General features: G+C 74.0%; 17 protein-coding genes. 13 read left to right on the top strand and 4 right to left on the bottom strand.

Annotated elements, in window-relative coordinates; all coding sequences use genetic code 11:
• The first annotated feature begins 6 nt into the window (after window positions 1-6).
• Window positions 7-744 carry an NIPSNAP family protein gene (locus tag KME79_RS46835; protein WP_219543354.1) on the top strand — a complete coding sequence of 246 codons (738 nt, stop codon included), beginning with the start codon at window positions 7-9 and terminating at the stop codon, window positions 742-744.
• A gap of 82 nt (window positions 745-826) precedes the next feature.
• On the opposite strand, the gene KME79_RS03970 is transcribed toward KME79_RS46835, so the two are convergent.
• Entirely contained in the window at window positions 827-2944 is a 2118-nt protein-coding gene (locus tag KME79_RS03970) for an acetate--CoA ligase family protein (RefSeq protein WP_219543353.1), read from the bottom strand.
• 71 nt (window positions 2945-3015) lie between these two features.
• On the opposite strand from KME79_RS03970, the gene KME79_RS03965 reads away from it, so the two are divergent.
• Genes KME79_RS03965 through KME79_RS03955 form a run of 3 tightly spaced genes read left to right on the top strand, consistent with a single transcriptional unit; the run spans window position 3016 to window position 8120 of the window.
• On the top strand, window positions 3016-3849 hold the full coding sequence (locus KME79_RS03965) for an SDR family NAD(P)-dependent oxidoreductase (protein WP_219543352.1): 834 nt from the start codon (window positions 3016-3018) through the stop codon (window positions 3847-3849).
• On the top strand, window positions 3846-5942 hold the full coding sequence (locus tag KME79_RS03960; RefSeq protein ID WP_219543351.1) for a hydantoinase/oxoprolinase family protein: 2097 nt from the start codon (window positions 3846-3848) through the stop codon (window positions 5940-5942). The genes KME79_RS03965 and KME79_RS03960 overlap by 4 nt, the downstream gene beginning before the upstream one ends.
• Before the next feature lie 24 nt (window positions 5943-5966).
• Window positions 5967-8120: a hydantoinase B/oxoprolinase family protein gene (locus KME79_RS03955; protein ID WP_219543350.1), complete on the top strand. Its 2154-nt coding sequence runs from the start codon at window positions 5967-5969 to the stop codon at window positions 8118-8120.
• A gap of 141 nt (window positions 8121-8261) precedes the next feature.
• On the opposite strand, the gene KME79_RS03950 is transcribed toward KME79_RS03955, so the two are convergent.
• Window positions 8262-9488 carry a CaiB/BaiF CoA transferase family protein gene (locus KME79_RS03950; RefSeq protein WP_219543349.1) on the bottom strand — a complete coding sequence of 409 codons (1227 nt, stop codon included), beginning with the start codon at window positions 9486-9488 and terminating at the stop codon, window positions 8262-8264.
• A gap of 96 nt (window positions 9489-9584) precedes the next feature.
• Between KME79_RS03950 and KME79_RS03945 the strand changes: the two genes are divergently transcribed.
• The 4 genes from KME79_RS03945 (at window position 9585) to KME79_RS03930 (ending at window position 13338) form a co-directional block, all read left to right on the top strand.
• Complete coding sequence (locus KME79_RS03945) at window positions 9585-10385, top strand: ABC transporter ATP-binding protein (RefSeq protein WP_219543348.1); 801 nt, start codon at window positions 9585-9587, stop codon at window positions 10383-10385.
• Window positions 10382-11221, top strand: coding sequence for an ABC transporter permease (locus KME79_RS03940; protein ID WP_148031150.1), 840 nt, complete (start codon window positions 10382-10384; stop codon window positions 11219-11221). Before KME79_RS03945 ends, KME79_RS03940 begins: the two co-directional genes overlap by 4 nt.
• A gap of 34 nt (window positions 11222-11255) precedes the next feature.
• Window positions 11256-12416 carry an ABC transporter substrate-binding protein gene (locus tag KME79_RS03935; RefSeq protein ID WP_219543347.1) on the top strand — a complete coding sequence of 387 codons (1161 nt, stop codon included), beginning with the start codon at window positions 11256-11258 and terminating at the stop codon, window positions 12414-12416.
• A gap of 106 nt (window positions 12417-12522) precedes the next feature.
• Window positions 12523-13338, top strand: coding sequence for an IclR family transcriptional regulator (locus KME79_RS03930; RefSeq protein ID WP_219543346.1), 816 nt, complete (start codon window positions 12523-12525; stop codon window positions 13336-13338).
• An 81-nt stretch (window positions 13339-13419) separates the two neighbouring features.
• Here the strand turns inward: KME79_RS03930 and KME79_RS03925 are convergent, their stop codons facing one another.
• The gene (locus KME79_RS03925) at window positions 13420-13977 is read right to left on the bottom strand and encodes a flavin reductase family protein (protein WP_148031152.1); all 558 of its coding nucleotides are present in this window, start codon (window positions 13975-13977) and stop codon (window positions 13420-13422) included.
• A 152-nt stretch (window positions 13978-14129) separates the two neighbouring features.
• On the opposite strand from KME79_RS03925, the gene KME79_RS03920 reads away from it, so the two are divergent.
• The 5 genes from KME79_RS03920 (at window position 14130) to KME79_RS03900 (ending at window position 18953) form a co-directional block, all read left to right on the top strand.
• Window positions 14130-14738 carry a TetR/AcrR family transcriptional regulator gene (locus KME79_RS03920; protein ID WP_219543345.1) on the top strand — a complete coding sequence of 203 codons (609 nt, stop codon included), beginning with the start codon at window positions 14130-14132 and terminating at the stop codon, window positions 14736-14738.
• A gap of 93 nt (window positions 14739-14831) precedes the next feature.
• Entirely contained in the window at window positions 14832-15788 is a 957-nt protein-coding gene (locus KME79_RS03915; protein ID WP_246639246.1) for a bifunctional MaoC family dehydratase N-terminal/OB-fold nucleic acid binding domain-containing protein, read from the top strand.
• Complete coding sequence (locus KME79_RS03910) at window positions 15785-16210, top strand: MaoC family dehydratase (RefSeq protein WP_148031154.1); 426 nt, start codon at window positions 15785-15787, stop codon at window positions 16208-16210. The genes KME79_RS03915 and KME79_RS03910 overlap by 4 nt, the downstream gene beginning before the upstream one ends.
• Window positions 16207-17382 carry a lipid-transfer protein gene (locus KME79_RS03905; protein WP_219543344.1) on the top strand — a complete coding sequence of 392 codons (1176 nt, stop codon included), beginning with the start codon at window positions 16207-16209 and terminating at the stop codon, window positions 17380-17382. The genes KME79_RS03910 and KME79_RS03905 overlap by 4 nt, the downstream gene beginning before the upstream one ends.
• Window positions 17379-18953 (top strand): FadD3 family acyl-CoA ligase, encoded by a 1575-nt coding sequence (locus tag KME79_RS03900; protein ID WP_219543343.1) that lies wholly within the window; start codon window positions 17379-17381, stop codon window positions 18951-18953. Before KME79_RS03905 ends, KME79_RS03900 begins: the two co-directional genes overlap by 4 nt.
• Before the next feature lie 5 nt (window positions 18954-18958).
• Here KME79_RS03900 and KME79_RS03895 read toward each other — a convergent pair whose 3' ends face one another.
• Window positions 18959-19594, bottom strand: coding sequence for an ankyrin repeat domain-containing protein (locus KME79_RS03895; protein WP_219543342.1), 636 nt, complete (start codon window positions 19592-19594; stop codon window positions 18959-18961).
• Between the last annotated feature and the right edge of the window lie 23 nt (window positions 19595-19617).

Genomic DNA, 19617 nt, shown 5'->3' with positions numbered 1-19617 from the left:
GTCCCCGTGAACGACAAGATGTACATCCACGAGTTCATCGACGTCACCGGCCACAACCGCGCCCGCTACATGCACCACATGACCGCCAACTTCAGCCCCATCGCCCAGGAGGAGCGCGACCAGCTCTGCTTCGGGGTGTGGGGCGTCGTCGGCTCGACCGCCTGGTGGCCGGGCGTGGTCAACCTCTGGGAGGAGGACGGGTGGGACGGCCTGGCGTCGTCGTTCCGGCACGAGCTGGGCCACCCGTCGCTGCAGGACCCGAAGCTGGCCGCCTGGTGGGCGGCCGCCGCCGAGATGCGCTCCGGCGGCGTCGACCGCCTGCTCCTGCCCGCGCCGTGGACGCGCACCATCGAGGAGCTGTGCGCCGACGGGGTGCGCGGCGAGGTGTACGCGCACGAGCGGATCACGGTGCCGCCGGGGGACGCGGCCGGCTTTCTGGAACGGGTCCGCGACCAGGCCGTCCCGCACTATGGGCGCTTCGGCTGGGACCTGGCCGGCGCCTGGCGGACCGCGCTCGGCGACGACTCCGAGTGCTTCCTGCTCTGGGCCGTGCCGGACTACGAGCGGTGGGCCGCCTTCGAGGCCGCGAACGACGCCGACCGGGCCTCCGGCGGCTGGAAGACCCGCCTCCGCGACACGGCCCGGTCCTTCCAGCGCATCCTCCTGGTCGACGCCCCGCTGTCCCCCATGCGCATCGGCCGCCAACCGGCCCGCTCCGACCGCACCGAGGACTGGGCAGAGTAACCAGACCAGGCCGCCGCACCGTGCGCGGGGCCGGGCCGGGTGTGGGAGCCCGGCCAGGCCCCGCGTCGTGCGGGGGTTCACGTCAGGACGTGATCACCAGGGCGTCGACGGCCACCGCTCCGAGGCCGCCCGGCCGTACCAGCAGGGGGTTGACGTCCAGTTCGCGTATGGAGTCGCCGAGCTCCAGCGCCAGCGTCTGCAGGCGCATCACCGCGTCGGCGACCGCGTCCAGGTCGCCGGCGGGCCGGCCGCGGACGCCGGCGAGCAGCGCCGGCGCGCGGGTCTCGCCGATCATCCGCAGCGCCTCCTCCCGGGAGAACGGCGGCACCCGGAACGACACGTCCCGCACCACCTCGGTGAACACCCCGCCCAGCCCGAACGTGAGCGTCGGCCCGAACGGCGCCTGGTGGCTGACCCCCAGGATGAGCTCGGCCACCGCGTCGGTCACCTGCGGCTGGACCACCACCCCCGTCAGCCGCAGCCCCGAGGCCCCGGCCACGATCTCCGCGTACGCGTCCCGTACCCCGTCCGCGTCGCGGAGCCCCACCCGGACCAGCCCGAGGTCGGACTTGTGGGCCAGCCCGTCGGCGAGCGCCTTGAGCACCACGGGATACCCGAAGCGGGCCGCCGCCGCCACCGCCTCGTCCGGCGACGCGGCGACCGCCTCCTCCACCACCGGGATCCCGTACGCGCGCAGCACGTCCTTCGCGGCCACCTCGTCCAGCGTCGAGCCGGGCACGAGCCGGTCACGGACGGCGGCCAAGGCGGCGGACGGCTCGCGCGGCGCGTCCGCGAACGGGCCCCGGTAGCCGCGGTGCAGCGCCCAGAAGTCCGCCATCGCCCGGATGCCGCGGACCGCCGTGCGGAAGGAGTGGAACACCGGGATGCCCGCCTCGCACAGCGCCCGATGGTCGGCGTCCCTGATCGGCGACGTCCAGGCGACCACGATCGGCTTGCCGCCCCGCTCGTGCAGCGCGATCAGGTCGCGGGTGATGGCGTCGCTCATGCCGGGGAACACGCCGGTGATCGGCGCGAGCAGGACGTCGGTGTTCGCGTCCTCGATCAGCGCCTCCAGCACCTTGCGGCCCTCGGGCCGGGCGGTCGCGACGCCGCCCGTGTCGACCGGGTTGCCGAGGTGCAGGTAGCCGGGCAGCAGCTCGCGCAGCCGGGCGATCGTACGCTCCTCCAGCCGGGGCAGCGGCACCCCGGCCAGGCCGCACAGGTCGGCCACGTGCGAGCCGGTGCCGCCTGACATGACGCACAGCGCCACCCGGTCCCCGGCCAGCGGCGGCGTGTGGCAGAACGCGCCGGAGACCTCGATCGCCTCGTCGATGTCGTCCACCCGGATCACCCCGGACTGGCGGAACACGGCGTCGTGCACCGCGTCGGGGCCGGTCAGGTGCCCGGTGTGCGCCTTGGCCATGGCCTGGCCCTGGTCGCTGCGGCCGACCTTGATGCAGACGATGGGCACGCCCGCGCGCACCGCCTCGTCGGCGGCCAGCCGCATGGTGCGGCCGTCGACGAAGCCCTCGACGTACGCGGCGATGGCGCCGACGCCCGGCGTCCTGGCGAAGTGCGCGGCGAAGTCGGCGAACTCCAGGTCCACCTCGTTGCCGACGGTCGCCCAGGCGTGGACGCCGATGCCCAGCTCCTGCCCCTGCACGACGGGCCGCCCCTGGTTGCCCGACTGGGTCACCACGGCGAGCTTGCGGCCGGGCAGGCCTTCGCGCCACGGCTCGATGAGGTTGAGGTTCGTGTTGGGGCCGATGATCCGCATCGGGCCGCGGGCGACCTCCTCCAGCCGCCGCTGCGCCGCGTGCCCCTCCTCGGTGCCCAGCTCGGCGAAGCCGGCCGCGAACACGTACGCGAACCGCACGCCCTTGGCCAGGCAGTCCTCCAGCACCGGCAGCGGGTCGCGGACGAGCACGATCGCCACGTCGACGTCGCCGGGGACGTCCAGGACGTTGCGGTACGCGGGGACGCCGTCGATGGCGGGCTTGACCGGGTGGACCGGGTGGACGGCGTGGGCCCCCCTGGCGAGCAGGCGTTCCCTGGCCTGGCGCCACTGGGCCCGCTGCGGGCTGCCCTCGGTGTCGGTGGCCCCGATGACCGCGACCGAGCGCGGGGCGAACAGGGGGTCCCAGTCGATGGCCCGCAGGGCGAGCGGGCGGCCGCTGACGTCGAGTGGGGGTGAAGTCATGTGATCAAGCCTAGCTCAAAGAGAGCAATCATGGTTAAGATTGATAAGACAATAATATCAGTGGAGGTGGCATGGACCTCAGCGCGAAGGCGATCCTGGTGGTGGGAGCGGCCCGCCCGCCCGGCATCGGCCGGGCCACGGCGCTACGGCTGGCCAGGGCCGGCGCGCGGCTGGTCCTCGCCGACGCCGTGGACGTGTCCCAGGGAGACGCGGGCACCGGCAGGGTGGCGGCGGCGAAGCTGGAGGAGGTCGCGGCCGAGGTGGCGGAGGCGGCCGGGCGGCCGGTGGCCGCGTTCCCGGTGGACCCCACCGACCCGGCCTCGGTCGAGGAGCTCGTGGCCCGTGCCGTCGGGGAGCTGGGCCGCCTCGACGCCTGCTGCAACCTGGTCGGCGCCACCGGCCCGGCGCTCGGTGACGGTCCGCTCGCGGCCACCGGCCCGGACGCCTGGCAGCGCGGCCTGGACTGGAACCTCACCGCCGCCTGGCTCATCGCCCGCGCCTGCGTGCCCCCGCTCACCGCGGCCGGCGGCGGCGCCATCGTCACCCTCTCCTCGTACGCGGGCCTGACCCCGGTCGCCGACGCCGGCGTGGTGGGCGTGGCCCGCGCCGCGGTCAACCACCTCACCGCGGCGCTCGCCGGCGAGCTGGGCCCGCTCGGCATCCGGGTCAACACCGTCTGCCCGCTCGGCGTCCACCCGGGCGACCCCCGGTTCCCCAACCCCGGCCTGGTCAGGCTCGCCGAACGCGAAGGGCTCCCGCTGGCCGACTGGCTCGCCCGCACCATCCCGCTCGGCCGCGGCCAGTCGGCGGACGAGGTGGCCGCCGCCGTCGAGTTCCTCGTGTCCGACGCCGCCTCGTTCGTCAGCGGAGTGAACCTCCCGGTCGCGGGCGGGGCCGCCGCATGATCCAGACGGAGACGAGCGGCGTCAAGGCGTTCATCGGCGTCGACACCGGCGGCACCTTCACCGACACCGTGGTCACCCTCTCCGACGGCCGCCTGGGCGTCGGCAAGGCGCTCAGCACCCCCGGCCGGGTCGAGCAGGGCGTGCTCGACTCCATCGGGCAGGCCGCCGCCGCGCTCGGCCTCACCCTGTCCGAACTGCTGTCCCGTACGGTGATCCTCACCCACGGCACCACGGTCGGGCTCAACGCGCTCCTCACCGGCGGCGGCGCCCGCGTCGGCCTGCTCACCACCGCCGGGTTCGAGTCCACGCTGCCCATCGCCAAGGCCAACAAGCTGCACGGCCTGGACGAGCTGGACGTCACCATGCCGGTCCGCTGGCGCAAGCCGGACCAGCTCGTCGCCCGCGCCCGCATCGCCGGCGTCAGCGAGCGCGTCGACGTGTCCGGCGCCGTCGTGCGGCCGCTCGACGAGGGGCAGGCCCGGGCCGCCATCCGGCGCCTCGCCGCGCGCGGCGCCGACTCGGTCGCCGTCTGCCTGCTCTGGTCGCCGGTCAACGACGGGCACGAGCGGCGGCTGGCCGCCCTGGTCGCCGAGGAACTGCCCGGCGTGCACGTCTCCTGCTCCTCCGCCATCGCCCCGGTGGTGGGCGAGTACGAGCGCACGTCCACCGCCGTGCTGGACGCGTACGTGGCCCCGGTCGTCGCCACCTACCTGCGCGCGCTGCAGGAACGGCTGCGCGAGGACGGCTTCGGCGGGGTGCTGATGATCCTGCGCACCGGCGGCGGCGCCGAACCCGTCGAGCACACCCTGCGCGCCCCGGTGAACACCCTGCGCTCCGGCCCCGTCGCCGGGCTCGCCGCCACCGCCGCGCTCGCCGCCGAGCTGGGGCACGCCAACGTCGTCGCCACCGACGTCGGCGGCACCAGCTTCGACGTCGGGCTCGTCATCGGCGGCGCCATGCAGCGGGCGAGCACCCCGATGGTGCACCGGCACGCGCTGGCCATCCCGGTGGTCGAGGTCGAGTCCATCGGCACCGGCGGCGGCAGCCTCGCCTGGCTCGACCAGGGACTGGGCGCGCTGCGGGTCGGCCCGCGCAGCGCGGGCGCCGACCCAGGACCGGCCTGCTACGGCCGGGGCGGCACCCGTCCGACGCTCACCGACGCCTCCGCCGTCCTCGGCTACCTGAGCAGGCTCGGCGAGTCGATGCCGCTCGACGTGGCGGCCGCCCGCGAGGCGATCCGCGCGCACATCGCCGAGCCGCTCGGCATCGGCGTCGTGGCCGCCGCCGAGGGGATCGTCCGCATCGCCGCCGACCAGATGCGCGACCTGATCCGCCGCACCACGATCCAGCGCGGGCACGACCCGTCCGCGTTCGCGCTGGTCGCCTTCGGCGGCGCGGGGCCGCAGTACGCGAGCTGGTACGCCGACGGGCTCGGCGCGACGGATGTGATCATCCCGAACCTGGCCGCCGAGCTGTCCGCGTACGGAGCGGTGTCCAGCGACCTGAGCATCGGCGTCGAGCGCGGCCTCGTCCCCGGGCCCGTCGCCGAGGCCGGCCCGGCCGTCGCGGCCACGCTGGCGGAGCTGGCCGGCGGCATCGAGGCGGACCTGCCCGGCGCGGTGGACAGCGTCACGGCGGTGTCCGGCCGCGCCCCCGTCCTGCGCCACACCGTGGCCCTGCGCTTCTACCGCCAGCAGCGCCGCATCGAGCTGCCGGTCGCCGTGCCGGTGGACGCCGCCGAGCTGGCGCGGCTGGAGTCGGAGTTCCGCAAGCGGTACGAGGAGATCGTCGGCGCCGGCACCGCCGCCGACGGCACCCCGGTCGAGGCGGTCGGCGTCCGGGTCGAGCTGGTGGCCCCGGTGCCGGTGCCGCCCCCGGTCACGCGGCCGGGCGGCGCGGCCGAGCCGGTGGACGAGCGGGCCGCCTGGTTCGCCGGAGCCGAGCACCGCTGCGCCGTCTACGACTGGCGCCGCCTGAGCGCCGGCTGCGAGATCACCGGGCCCGCCTTCGTCGAGTCCGGCCAGACCACCGTCGTGCTCCCCCCGGGGCGCCGGGCGCGCATGGACGCCGGCGGCCACCTCCACCTGACCTGATCCCCGAGCTGACAAGGAACAGCGATGATCGACGAGATCACGTTCGAGGTGCTGAGGCACCGGCTCGACACGATCAACGACGACGCGGCCGCGGTGCTGGCCCGGCTGTCCGGCTCGCACCTGGCCGCCGAGGCCAGGGACCTCAACACCGCGATCATGGCGCCGGACGGGCGGGTCGTCTGCTGCGGCCGGTACGTGCTCGCCCAGGTCGTCTCGATGCACCTGGTCGTCCGGGACATCCTGGAGAACTACGCGGACAACCCCGGCTTCGGCCCCGGCGACCAGTTCGTCACCAACGACCCCTACATCGGCACCCTGCACCAGCCCGACGTGGTCGTGGTCGCGCCCATCTTCGTGGACGGCGAGCTCGTCGGCTGGTGCGGCTCCACCGCCCACCAGGCGGACGTGGGCGGCCCCAACCCGGGCGGCATCACGTATGACGCCCGCTCCATCTTCGACGAGGCCGTGCCCATGCCTCCGGTGCGGATCGTCGAGGGCGGCCGGCTGCGCCGCGACCTCGAACGCGAATATCTCGTACGCTCCCGTACGGCCGAACTGAACCGGCTGGACCTGGTCGGCCAGGTCGCCGCCAACCGGAGCGTCACCGCCGAGGTGGGCCGGCTGTGCGGGCAGTACGGCGCGGACGCGGTGGCGGCCGTCATGGACCGGCTGCTGGAGCGTACCGAGGCGCTGCTGCGCGAGCGGCTGCGCGCGCTGCCGGACGGCCGCTGGCGGCACGTCGCCTACGTCGAGTACCGCCCGCACGGCGGCACCACCGAGGCCGTGTACGCGGTGCGGCTGACCATGACCAAGCGCGGCGACGACCTGGAGCTGGACTTCACCGGAAGCGACCCGCAGGCACCCGGCACGATCAACGCCGCCTACCCCGCGCTGGCCGGGTTCGCGATCGGCGGCGTGCTCATCTACCTGTGCGGCGGCCTGCCCTGGGTGCCCGGCGGGGTGTGGCCGGTCGTGCGGATCCGCAGCCGCGAGGGCACCGTCGTGCACGCCCGGTGGCCCGCCGGGGTGGCCATGAGCACCGCCGCCACCTGTCAGGCGGTCCGGGTCTCCGTCAACGCGTGCCTCGCCAGGATGCTGGAGGCGTCGCGGGACCTGGCGCACCTGGTGATGGCGAGCTGCCAGGCCGCGGGCGGCGGGGGCGGGACGGTGCACGGGGAGCGCGGCGACGGCACCTCGTACGCCACCATGACGCTCGACGAGATCACCGGCGGCGGCGGCGCCACCTGGTCCGGCGACGGCGCGGACTCCTCCGGCTACACCACCTCGCCCGGCGCTTCGTGCGCGAACGTCGAGGTCAACGAGGCGTACCTGCCGCTGCTGTACGAGCGGCGCGCCGAACTGGCCGACACCGGCGGACCCGGCCGGCACCGCGGCGGCGTCGGCACCCTGCACGCGCTGACCCCGCACGGGGACGGGGCCTCGATGACCATGATGTCGTTCGGCCAGGGGTTGCAGCATCCGCTGGCGGCGGGGGTGTGCGGGGGCGAGTACGGCGGGCAGAGCGTCGTGGCCGTCGTGCCCGATCTCGCGGGGCTGGCGGACGAAGGGGAGCGGCGGCTGCCCATGCCGTCGGCGACCGTGCCGATCCGGACGGGCGAGCTGCTGGTCTCCGTCTCCCAGGGCGGCGGCGGGCTGGGCGACCCGCTGGACCGCGACCCGGCCGCCGTGCTGGACGACGTCCTGGACGGCCTGGTGTCGGTACGCGGCGCGCTGCGCGACTACGGCGTCGTCGTCACCGGCGACCCGCGGCGGCCGGACGGGCTGCGCGTCGACGATCCCGCCACGTCCCGGTGCCGCGACGACCGCAGGCACGCCAGGATCGGCCGCCCGCCCGCGCCCCCTGCCCCCTCCCGCCAGGGCCGTCCTCTCTCGGCCGTCCTCGACCTCCTCCCACCGGCCGGCGACGCGCCGCACCGGGAGGGTGTCGTGGCGTGCGGGCGGTGCGGCACCGTGCTGTGCGGCGCGGCCGGGAACGTGCACGAGCACCTTGTCGTGTCCGACGCGTCCCCGGCCGAGCGCAGCCCGCTCGGCGCCGTGTACGAGGGCGCTGACCGTTTCGTCCTGCGGCGCCTCTACTGCCCGGCCTGCGCGGTCCAGATCGACGTCCAGGTCTGCCGCACGGGCGACCCGGTCCTGGCGGCCATCGAGGTGCTCTGAGCTCGCCGAGCAAGGGCGTCCAGATCAGGCGGGCTCCGTCACCGCCGGCCACGACGCCCCGACCTCACGGCGCGGTCCGCCGCCCTGAATAGACCCAGGGTGGCGGTTTCGCGGTGCGTCGTCTTCAGGGACCGCTGGAGGTCAGCCCAGAACGCCGGCTTCGCGGAGTTCGGCCAGTTCGGACGCCGGGACGCCCAGGGAGGTCAGGACCTCGTCCGTGTGCTGACCGGGGGTGGCGGCGGGGGAAGGGCGGGCGAGTTCCTCGTCCTCCAGGTGGACGGGGAGCGGCAGCAGGTCGGCGCCGTACTCGGCGGCGGGCAGCCACGGGGTGCGGGCGGCGAAGTGCGGATCGGCGGGAAGGGTCGCGGGCGAGTTCACCGGCGCGATCGGCACGTCGGCGGTCAGCCCGAGCCGGATCCAGCCGGCCGTGTCACGGGTGCGGAAGATCTCGGTCAGCTCGGCGCGCAGCCGGTGGTCGCCGAGCGCGTGGTCGGCGACCTCGCCGCCAGGGGTGTCGCCGAGCAGGTCGGGCCGCTCGACCGCGTGGCAGAACCGCTCCCAGAACTTCCGCTCCGTCGCCATGATCAGGACGTGCCCGTCGGCGCTCGGGTACACCTGGTAGCGCACGCTGTCGCCCATCCCCGCCGTGCCCGGCTCGCGGCGCACCCCGCCGTCGGACGGGTTGCCGGTCACCTCGGTCGCCGGCCGCAGATGCGCCCGGTGCCCCTCGATCGTCAGCCAGTCCACCGACGCGGCCGCCTCGGCCTGGGCGATGTCGATCGCGCACCCCCGCCCGGTGCGCGCCGCCCGCAGCACCGCGGCCAGGATGGCGCTCGCCGCCAGCAGGGGCGCCACCCGGGTCCCGAGCGGCACGTTCAGCTCGGCCGAGGCGAACCCCCGCTCGTCGGTCCCCAGCCGCAGCCCGCCCGCCCAGGCGTCGAACGCCACCCCGTGCGCGGCCAGCCCGGCGTACGGGCCGGTGGTGCCGTACCCGGAGACCGTGCACCACACCAGCGCGGGATGGCGCTCGCGCAGCTCGGCCGAGCCGAGCCCGCGCCGGGCGAGCACGCCCGGCCGCATGCCCTCGATGACGACGTCGCTCGCCTCGACGAGGCGGGCGGCCAGCCGGGCGCCCTCCGGCCGCTGGATGTCGAGGGCGAGGCTGCGCTTGCCCCGGCCGAGGTGGTGGTGCATGAGGGAGACGCCGTTCACGAACGGCCACCCGACCCGGCGGATGTAGTCGCCCCCGCCGGGACGCTCCACCTTGACCACGTCGGCGCCGAGGTCGGCGAGGACGGTGCCGACACCCCCCGCTTCGAGGAGAGCGAACTCCACCACGCGGACACCTTCGAGCAGCCGGACCGCCACGTTGCCTCCTGATCGTTGACTTGTCTCTATTCTCATTACTATCTTGTAAATAATAGCAATGCTAAATCTAATATCCCCTCGCCGACAGGGAGACCCATGGATCACGTTGGCCGGCGCATCGCCGCCCGCGACGTCACCCGCTCCTTCGTCACGACCGGCCGCTCGACCGTGCACGCCCTGGGACCAGTCGACCTGTCGATCGGCGATGACGAGTTCCTCTGCGTGGTGGGGCCGTCAGGTTGCGGCAAGTCGACCCTGCTGAAGATCATCGCGGGCCTGCTGGCGCCGTCCTCGGGAGAGGTCGCGGTCGAGATCTCCGGAGACAACCGCATCCCCATCGCGATGGTCTTCCAGGACTACGGCATCTACCCGTGGAAGACCGTCCGCGCCAACGTCGAGCTCGGGCTCCGGCTCAGCGGCCGGCCTCCCGCCGAACGGCGTGAGGCGGTGGACGACTGGCTCGGCCGCCTCGGGCTGACCGACTTCGCCGACGTCTACCCCAGCGCGCTGTCCGGCGGCATGCGCCAGCGCGTCTCCATCGCCCGCGCGCTGGCCATCGACCCCGAGGTCCTGCTCATGGACGAGCCGTTCGCGGCGCTCGACGCCCAGCTCCGCGAGGTGCTGCAGGACGAGCTGCTGGCCATCTGGCAGGCCAGGCGGCGCACGGTCGTGTTCGTCACCCACAGCCTGGAGGAGGCGCTGCTGCTCGGTGACCGGGTGGTCGTGATGAGCGCGCGGCCCGGCCGCGTCATCGCCGACATCGACGTCCCGTTCGAGCGCCCCCGCTCCAGCGCCATCCGCACCGATCCCCTGTTCGCCAAGTTGCGCGGCGAGCTCTGGTCGAGCCTGCACTCCGAGGTCGTCGCCCAGTTCGACGCCGGGAAGGACCCGCGATGAGCACGACGTTGTACCGCCGTCCCGGGGTGGCCGAACTGCATCCCGTACGGACCCGCCGCCGCTGGAACGCGACCAAGGTCGTGCTCGGCGTCTCGGTGCCCGTGGGGTTCGTGGTGCTGTGGCAGCTCAGCGCCGTGCTCGAATGGGTGGACCCGTTCCTCTACCCGCCGCCGAGCCGGTTGATCCCGGGCCTCGTCGCGCTGTGGGAGGACGGCAAGCTGGTCGAGGCCACCGTCACCAGCGTCCGCCGGGTCATACTCGGCTACCTGCTGGGGGCCGCGGGAGGGCTGGTGGTCGGCCTGCTCATGGGCATGTCGCGGGTGTTGCGCGCGGCGCTCGAACCGTTCTCCTGGGCCTGGTACACCGTGCCCAAGCTGGCGCTGCTGCCGATCTTCCTGACCATCTTCGGCTTCGGCGACACCTCGGTCGTGGTCCTGATCGCGGCGACCGTCTACTTCTTCGTCTGGATCTCGGTCATGTCGGCCGTCATGGCGGTGCCCACCGGCTACCGCGAGGCCGCGCTGATGCTGCGCGCCAACCGGTGGGAGATGTTCCGCCACGTGCTGCTCCCCGCCGCGCTGCCGGAGATCTTCGTCGGCCTGCGGATCTCCGCCGGCGTCTCCGTCCTGATGCTCGTCGGCATCGAGTTCGTGATCAGCGACCAGGGTCTCGGCTATCTCATCGAGCAGGGCCGCACCCTGCTGCTGCTGGAGCAGAGCTACGTCGGCATCGTGCTCGTCGCCCTCATCGGCTACCTGTTCGCGCTCCTGGTGAAGGCCATCGGCCGGCTGTTCATCCGGTGGACGTCCGACGACAACGCGATCATCCCGACCTGACCCCCCCTTCCGCATGTTCATCCTGGAGGAACCCATGTCCAGATTCCGCGTCCTGGGCGCCGCGCTGCTGTTACTGTCCGCCGCGGCGTGCGGCGGTGGCGGCGGGGAGCCGTCGGCCGCGCCCGCCACCGACCTCGGCGCGGTCGTGCCCGTCGAGGGCTGCGGGCCGGACTCGTACGTCGACCCCGCCGACCTGAGCCCGGACCGCAAGATCGCCCGGTGCGAGGCGGGCACTCCCGAGGCGCAGCCGCTCAAGGAGCCCGCGACCATCCGCATGACCTCCGCGTCCCGCTCCAGCAGCCTCGCGCCGATCTTCGTCGGGATGGCGCAGGGCGAGTTCGAGAAGGAGAACCTGAAGATCGAGTTCTCCGTCCTGCCGTTCGCCGACGCGATGCCGCAGCTCGCCGCCGGCCGGGTGGACGTCTCGTACGGCGGCACCGAGGCGGGCCTGTTCAACGCGGTCAGCCAGGGGCTGGACATCAAGTGGGTGCTGGGCAACTTCGTCGAGCCGAAGGCGGCCGACCTGTCCCAGCCGCAGACCGGGCTGTGGGCCCGCCGCGACATCTTCTCCGATCCGGCCGATCCGGACCTGAAGGAGCTGAAGGGCAAGACCCTCGGCTCCACCGTGGGCGCCGCCTCCGCGATCGCCTACCCGATGGACAAGGCCCTGCGCGAGCACGGCATCACGCTGGGGGACATGGAGATCAAGCAGCTCCCGGCCGCCGACCTGATGACCGCGCTGTCCAACAAGGCCATCGACACCGCCTGGCTGCTGGACCCGTACTGGCTGACCGCGGCCGACCAGCCGGACAGCTACGTGCTCGTCGGCGGGCAGCCGGCGGGCGAGACGCTCGGCGGCTTCTACGCGGGCAAGTCGATGATCGAGGAGCGGCCCGAGGTGCTCCAGGCGTTCGTCCGCGCGTACATCCGCACGGTCAACACCTACCTGGACGGCGACTACATCAAGGACGACAAGGTGCTGGACGCCATGGCGGAGGGCACCCAGCAGCCGCGCGACTCGCTGACCCGCACGCCGTCGCTCACCTTCGACTGGGAGATCCGCCAGGGGACCGGCGAGTCGGAGCAGAAGGTGTTCATCGCCTTCAAGACCGTGAAGTACGCGGACGTCATCGCGGAGGACCGGTACGTGGACCGCTCGTTCTACGCGAGGGCGGTGGGCCACAGCGCCTCCTGACCCCACGGGTGTCCCGGGCCCGGCGCGTGACGGCGCCGGGCCTTCCCACGGGTACGTCCCGTTGTTAGGGTCCACGCAAGAATTCATTTCAGATTTGGGAGGTGTGATGACCCCTCTCAACGCGGGCGCGGAGCCGCCGCCGTCCATGGTCGAGCGGATGACGCTCATCATGGACGCGTTCGCCGGCCGCGCCGCCCTCCTCACCCTGGAGGACGTCGCCCGCCGCACCCGGCTGCCGCGCTCCACCGCGCACCGCATCCTCGACCAGCTCGTCAGGCTCGACTGGCTGGAGCACACCTCGTCCGGCTACCGCCTGGGCCGGCGCGCGCTCGGGCTCGGCGGCGACGGCGGCCACGGCCGGATCCGCGAGGCCGCCGCGCCGCTGCTGCACGAGCTCCAGCTGAGCACCGGCCTGGTCGTCCACCTCGCGGTCCTCGACGGTGCCGACGTGCGCTTCCTGGACAAGGCCGGCGGCCCGTTCGCGCGGTCGGTGCCGTCCAGGGTCGGCGGCCGGGCGCCCGCCCGCGCCACCGCGCTCGGCCGGGCGATCCTCGCCTGGCTGGAGCCGGAACGGGTGGAGGCGCTCATCGGCGACCCCGGCTCGCTGCACCAGGAGCTGCACCGCGTCCGGCAGCGCCGCGGGCTGGCCTTCGAACGCGGCGACTGCTTCCCCGGCATCACGTCGGTCGCGGCGGCGATCCGCGGGCCCGAGGGGCCGGTCGCGGCCATCTCGCTGGCGGGCGACTCCCGCGCGCCGCTGGAGCGGGTGGCGCCGCTGGTGCGCGACGCCGCGCGTCAGACGTCGCGCGCGCTGTTCCCCGAGCCGGAGCCGTTCCGGCACGCCGCCCGCGTGCCGCACCGGGGACGGCTCCCCGGACCGATCGACCGGCTGCTCACCGCCGGACGAGGCGACCGATCCTGATCCCCGCGGCAGCCCACGCTCCTGCCCGAACGGTCGTCGTGCGCCGGTCCTTGCTCCTGTCCAGGGGTTCGCGGGCCGGACTCAGTAGTCGCCCCAGCTCCACAGGTTGGCGCCGGGCTCACCGGGCCGGCGCTCGCCGAGACCGAACCGGCCGCGGTAGAACAGCATCGGCTGCTGCTCGGTGACCGGTTCGAGCTCCCGTACCAGACCGATGACCACGTCGTGGTCGCCCGCGACGTGCACGTCGCGCACCTCGCCGTGCACCCGCAGCAGCACGTCGCGCAGGGCGGGGACGCCCCAGCGGGACAGATCCCAGCCGAGGCCGTCGAACTTCCCGCCGGTGCTGGACCCGAACCGGCCGCAGAGCTCGACCTGGTCCTCGCCCAGCACGTTCACGCAGAAGCGGCCGCTCTTCCTGATGCGCGGCCAGGCGCGCCCCCGGTGATCGGCGCAGAACAGGATCAGCGGCGGCTCCAGCGACACCGACGCGAACGACTGGCAGGTGAACCCGACCGGCTCGCCGTCGTCGAGGCCGGTGACCACGGTCACCCCGCTGGCGAACATGCCCATCGCCCTGCGGAACTCGGCCGTGGTAGGTGGGTCGATCAGGGGTTCGGCGTCGGCGAACTCGGCTGTCATCGCTTCCCCTCAACGTGCGCTTGACGACTCGAACCTACAAACCCCCCTCCGGCATTCCACCCCCGGGATCCCGTTGAGTGGAAGACTCCCAGGTCCACGGGCGCGCGGGTGTGTAGGGTCGTGCCATCCCACAGACCGGTCGGGGGGCGAAGGTGCCGAGGATCGCCGAGGTCAGGACACCGGCCGAGCCCAGCTCGCCGGAGCAGCGGGCCCGCCACCTGCGCATCCTCGGAGCGGCGGCGCGGATCGGCGCCGACAGGGGCCTGGAGCGCGTGCAGATGCACGAGGTGGCCAAGGAGGCTGGGGTCGCCATCGCCACCCTCTACCGCTACTTCCCGTCCAAGACCCACCTGTTCACCGCGGTGCTGGCCGAGCAGATCGACCGGTTCAGCGAGAGCATCGGCCGCCCGGAGCCCGCCACCAGCCCCGAGGACGCGGTCGCCGACGTGCTCGTCCAGGCCAGCCGCCAGCTCCTGCGCCGGCCCGCGCTGGCCGCCGCGATGCTCCAGTCGGCCAGCACCGCCAACCCGTCCGTGGTCGCCGACGCCGCGCGCGTCGAGGACACCTCCCGCGACATCATCCTACGGACGCTGGCCGTCGACGAGCCCACCCCGATGGACGTCACGCTGGTGCGGCTGCTCGTCCAGTGCTGGTACGGAGTGCTGCAGTCCGGGCTCAACGGGCGGCTGCCGATCCCCCGGATGGAGGGCGACCTGCGCATCGCCTGCCGCCTCCTGCTCGCCGGTCGCTCGAACGCCTGACGTCGCTCCCGTTCAGCGGGATTCGCCCTCCTGCCGGGGCTCCCGGATGGTTAACGTCGGAGGCCGGCAGGCGTTGCTCAGGGAGGGACCCCGTTGGCCCAGACAGAGCAGGACGGTTACGAGAAACGGCTGGGGGAGTTCGCCGGCCGGGAGGCGGCGCCGCCGCGGCCCGGACCCGACCCGGTCAACGTGCCGATGATCCGCCACTGGGTGGAGGCGATGGGCGACCGCAACCCCGTCTACCTCGACGAGGAGGCCGCCCGCCGGACCGGCCGCGCCGGGATCGTCGCCCCCGCCTCGATGATGCAGGCCTGGACCATGCGCGGGTACGCCGCCGCGACCGCCGGGCAGGACGACGGGTCCGGCCTGGGCGAGCTGATCGCGCTGCTGGCCGAGGGCGGCTACACCTCGGTGGTGGCGACGGACTCGGAGTTCGCCTTCCACCGGGAGCTGACCGTGGGCGACCACGTCGGGGTGCGTGAGATCATCGAGTCGATCTCGCCGGAGAAGAAGACCGCGCTCGGCGCCGGGCGCTTCGTGACCACCGAGCGCACGTACCTGGACCAGCACGGCGAGACCGTGGCCGTCCAGCGCTGGCGCATGCTGTGGTTCCGCCCCGCTCGGACGCCGCCCGGAGGCCGGGAGCCGGCGGCCCTGCGCCCGCGGCCCGCCGTCAACCGGGACAACGCGTTCTGGTTCGAGGCCGCGCGGGAGCACCGCCTGGTCATCCAGCGCTGCGACGCCTGCGGCGCCCTGCGCCACCCGCCCGGCCCCTGCTGCCCGCGGTGCGGCTCGTACGGATGGGACACCGCCGAGGCGTCCGGCCGGGGACGCGTCTACAGCTACGTGGTCAGCCACCACCCGCGCCACCCGGCCTTCGAGCCCCCGTACGTGGTTGCGCTCGTGGAACTGGAGGAAGGCACCAGGCTCGTCACCAACCTGGTCGGCGTCGCCCCCGAGGAGGTCGAGATCGACATGCCGGTCGCCCTCGAATGGCTCGACCCGGACCCGGAGCTGTCGCTCCCGGTGTTCCGGCCGGTGACGGCATGAGGAGCCGCGCGTACGACGAGGTGACGGTCGGCGAGACGCTGCCCGAGCTGCCCGTCCCGCTGACCCGCACGCTGATCGTGGCGACGGCGATCGCCAGTCGTGATTACCAGGACGTGCACCACGACCCCGGCCTGGCCGCCGAGCGCGGCTCCCCGGACGTGTTCATGAACATCCTGACCACCAACGGCCTCATCGACCGGTACGTCACGGAATGGGCGGGACCGGCCGCCGAGGTCAAGGCCATCAAGATCAGGCTCGGCGCGCCCAACTACCCCGGTGACACCATGGTGCTGACCGGGACGGTCACCGCCAAGCACGACGAGGACCGCCGGGTCGAGATCGCCGTACGCGGCGCCAACCGCCTCGGCGCGCACGTCACCGGCACCGTCGCGGTGCGGCTGCCGGGCGGGGCGGAGTCGTGAGCGGGCTGTCCGGGCGGGCGGCGATCGCCGGGATCGGCGCCACCGAGTTCTCCAAGGACTCCGGCCGCAGCGAGCTCCGGCTGGCCTGCGAGGCCGTGCTCGCCGCCGTCGCCGACGCCGGGCTGCGGCCGTCCGACGTGGACGGGATGGTGACGTTCACCGCCGACTCCAGCTCCGAGATCCACATCGCCCGCAGCACCGGCATGGGCGAGCTGAGGTTCTTCTCCCGCGTCCCGCACGGCGGCGGCGCGGCCTGCGGCACCGTCCAGCAGGCCGCGATGGCGGTGGCGACCGGCGTCGCCGAGGTGGTCGTCTGCTACCGGGCCTTCAACGAACGGTCCGGTCAGCGCTTCGGACTCGGCAGGGCCGACGCGCCCTCCGGCGCCGGGGCCGACGACGCCGCCTTCGCCTGGGTCAGCCCGTTCGGGCTGTTCACCCCGGCCCAGTGGGTGGCCATGTTCGCCCGCCGTTACATGCACGAGTACAAGGCCACCGGCGAGGACTTCGGCCGGGTCGCCGTGGTCGACCGCAAGCACGCCGCGACCAACCCGGCGGCCTGGTTCTACGGGCGGCCGATCACCCTCGCCGACCACCAGGCCTCGCGCTGGATCGCCGAGCCGCTGCGCCTGCTCGACTGCTGCCAGGAGAGCGACGGCGGCCAGGCCCTGGTCGTGGTCTCCGCCGAACGCGCCCGCGACCTGCCGCACCCGCCCGCGCTCATCCTCGCGGCCGGCCAGGGCTCCGGCGACGACCAGCACATGATGACCAGCTACTACCGTCCCGAGATCACCGGCATCCCGGAGATGGGCCTGGTCGGACGGCAGCTCTACGGGCAGAGCGGGCTCGGCCCCGCCGACGTCGACGCGGCCGTCCTGTACGACCACTTCACGCCGCTGGTGCTGCCGCAGCTGGAGGAGCTCGGCTTCTGCGGCAGGGGCGAGGCCCGGGACTTCATCGCCGACGGCCACCTGGAGGTCGGCGGCAGGCTGCCGGTCAACACCCACGGCGGCCAGCTCGGCGAGGCGTACATCCACGGCATGAACGGCATCGCCGAGGGCGTGCGGCTGGTCCGCGGCACCTCCGTGAACCAGCCCCCGTCCGTACGGCACGTCCTCGTCACGGCCGGGACCGGCGTGCCGACCAGCGGCCTGATGCTGGGAACGGACCGATGAACGAGGACCTGACGATCCCCGGCGTCCTGGCCCGGGCGGTCCGCGAGCACCCGGACGCCGAGGCCGTCGTCGACGGCCCGGTCCGGCTCACCTACGCCCGGCTCGGCGCCCGCGTGCGGGAGGCGGCCAAAGCGTTCGTCGCGGCCGGCGTCCGGCACGGCGACCGGATCGGCATCTGGGCGCCCAACAGCCACCGCTGGGTGGTGACCGCGCTCGGCGCGCTGACCGCCGGCGCCGTCGTCGTGCCCGTCAACACCCGCTACAAGGGCGACGAGGCCCGCTGGATGCTCGGCCGCGGCGGCGTGCGGCTGCTCTTCACCGAGGACGGCTTCCTCGGCAACGGCTATCTCGCCATGCTCGGCCTCACGCCCGGCGCGGACGTCCCGGCCCCGCCCGGCCTGACCGCTGTCACGTACGACGCCGGACCGCGTCCGGGCGCCACCACCTGGGAGGACTTCCTCGCCGCCGGCGCCTCGGCCGGCGACGAGGAACTGGACGCCCGCACCGCCGCCGTCCGGCCCGGCGACGTGGCCGACATCCTCTTCACCTCGGGCACCACCGGCCGCTCCAAGGGCGCCATGTGCACCCACGCCCAGGACGTCAGGACCAACCGCGCCTGGGCCGACAGGACCGGGCTGCGCCACGGCGACCGCTACCTGATCGTCAACCCGCTCTTCCACTCCTTCGGCTACAAGGCCGGCGTCTTCGCCTGCCTGATCAGGGCCGCCACCATGGTGCTGCAGCCGGTCTTCGAGGCGGGCGAGACGATGCGGCTGATCGAGGCCGAGCGGATCACCGTCCTGCCCGGCGCGCCGACCATCTACATCACCATGCTCGACGCCCCGGAACGCGCGCGGCACGACCTGTCGTCGCTGCGCCTCGCGGTCACCGGCGCGTCGGTGGTGCCGGTCGCGCTGGTCCGCCGGATGCGGGCCGAGCTGTTCCCCGAGGTCGTCACCGCGTACGGGCTCACCGAGTCGTGCGGCACGGTCACCGCCTGCTCCGTGGACGACGACGACCGGACCGTGGCCACCACCTCGGGCAGGCCCATCGAGGGCGTCGAGGTACGGGTGACCGGCGCCGACGGCGAGCCGGTGCCCGCGGGGGAGGACGGCGAGATCCTCGTGCGCGGCCACAACGTGATGCTCGGCTACCTCGGCGACGAGGCCGCCACGGCGGACGCCGTGCGGGACGGCTGGCTGGTCACCGGCGACCGCGGCCGGCTCGACGGGCGCGGCTACCTCACCATCACCGGCCGCTCCAAGGACATGTACGTGACCGGCGGCTTCAACGTCTACCCGGCCGAGGTCGAACAGGCGCTGGCCGGGCACGACGCGGTCGCCGAAGCCGTGGTCACCGGCGTGCCGGACGCGCGGATGGGCGAGGTGGGGCGGGCCTACGTGGTGCCCCGCCCGGGCCTGGCCGTCACGCCGGAGGACCTGATCGGCCACTGCCGGGAGCGGCTGGCCGGCTTCAAGGTGCCCCGCGAGATCGTCCTGGTCGGCACCCTGCCCCGCAACGCCACCGGCAAGGTCGACAAAGCGGCCCTGGCGGGCTCGGCGAAGCCCTGACCGCCTCAGACGAAGCCCTCGTCGAGGAGCCGTACGCCGCCCTCGTCTATCGCGTGCCTCTGCCCCGACCCGCCCACCACGCGACACCAGCTCTCCACGACGAGCCCGGGCGGCTCCAGGCGGTAGCCGAACCCGCCGTACATGCCGGGCACGGGGAACCAGCAGGACGGGTCCGCCTGCTCGGTGAGCGGCTCCAGCTCGGGCAGCCGGAGCCGGTGGAGGGTGACCAGGTCCTCGGCGCGCTGGCGGATGAGGCCGTGGAAGTGGCGCTGGATCGTCGCCAGCGTGCCCTCCGGCACCGGGTGGAGGATCGCGGGCGTGAGCGGTTCGACCAGGTGCCGATGCCCCTTACGGCGGGCGACGTCCACGGCACGCTCCCCGCTGGCGGTGCGCAGCGTCCGCCAGGCGCCGAACGCCACCAGCCGCTCCACGACCTCCGGCGCGGCCCCTCGCCAGGCCGCCTGGTGCAACGGGGCGTACCAGGCCGCGCCGCCGGGTCTGCCGCTGTTCACCCAGCCGGGGTGCTCGCCGAGCAGGGCGAAGACCGCGTCCCAGTCGCCGTGCCGCGCGGCGTCGGCGAGCGCGTCGCGTTCCCCGGCCTCGTGGTGGCCCGGCCGGAGGGTGATGCCGTCCCAGATCACTGTGTCGCGCTCCCTCTGGTGCC

The organism is Nonomuraea harbinensis (assembly GCF_019396385.1).
GTDB lineage: Bacteria > Actinomycetota > Actinomycetes > Streptosporangiales > Streptosporangiaceae > Nonomuraea > Nonomuraea ferruginea.
Note: the sequence above shows the minus strand (reverse complement) of the source record. Positions and strands in the feature narration are given on the sequence as shown.

What these genes read in the sequence shown, in the direction of transcription:
- KME79_RS03970 (WP_219543353.1), bottom strand. Translation starts at nt 2,944, where the DNA reads ATGACTTCACCCCCACTCGACGTCAGCGGCCGCCCGCTCGCCCTGCGG.
- KME79_RS03965 (WP_219543352.1), top strand. Translation starts at nt 3,016, where the DNA reads ATGGACCTCAGCGCGAAGGCGATCCTGGTGGTGGGAGCGGCCCGCCCG.
- KME79_RS03960 (WP_219543351.1), top strand. Translation starts at nt 3,846, where the DNA reads ATGATCCAGACGGAGACGAGCGGCGTCAAGGCGTTCATCGGCGTCGAC.
- KME79_RS03955 (WP_219543350.1), top strand. Translation starts at nt 5,967, where the DNA reads ATGATCGACGAGATCACGTTCGAGGTGCTGAGGCACCGGCTCGACACG.
- KME79_RS03945 (WP_219543348.1), top strand. Translation starts at nt 9,585, where the DNA reads ATGGATCACGTTGGCCGGCGCATCGCCGCCCGCGACGTCACCCGCTCC.
- KME79_RS03940 (WP_148031150.1), top strand. Translation starts at nt 10,382, where the DNA reads ATGAGCACGACGTTGTACCGCCGTCCCGGGGTGGCCGAACTGCATCCC.
- KME79_RS03935 (WP_219543347.1), top strand. Translation starts at nt 11,256, where the DNA reads ATGTCCAGATTCCGCGTCCTGGGCGCCGCGCTGCTGTTACTGTCCGCC.
- KME79_RS03930 (WP_219543346.1), top strand. Translation starts at nt 12,523, where the DNA reads ATGACCCCTCTCAACGCGGGCGCGGAGCCGCCGCCGTCCATGGTCGAG.
- KME79_RS03925 (WP_148031152.1), bottom strand. Translation starts at nt 13,977, where the DNA reads ATGACAGCCGAGTTCGCCGACGCCGAACCCCTGATCGACCCACCTACC.
- KME79_RS03910 (WP_148031154.1), top strand. Translation starts at nt 15,785, where the DNA reads ATGAGGAGCCGCGCGTACGACGAGGTGACGGTCGGCGAGACGCTGCCC.
- KME79_RS03900 (WP_219543343.1), top strand. Translation starts at nt 17,379, where the DNA reads ATGAACGAGGACCTGACGATCCCCGGCGTCCTGGCCCGGGCGGTCCGC.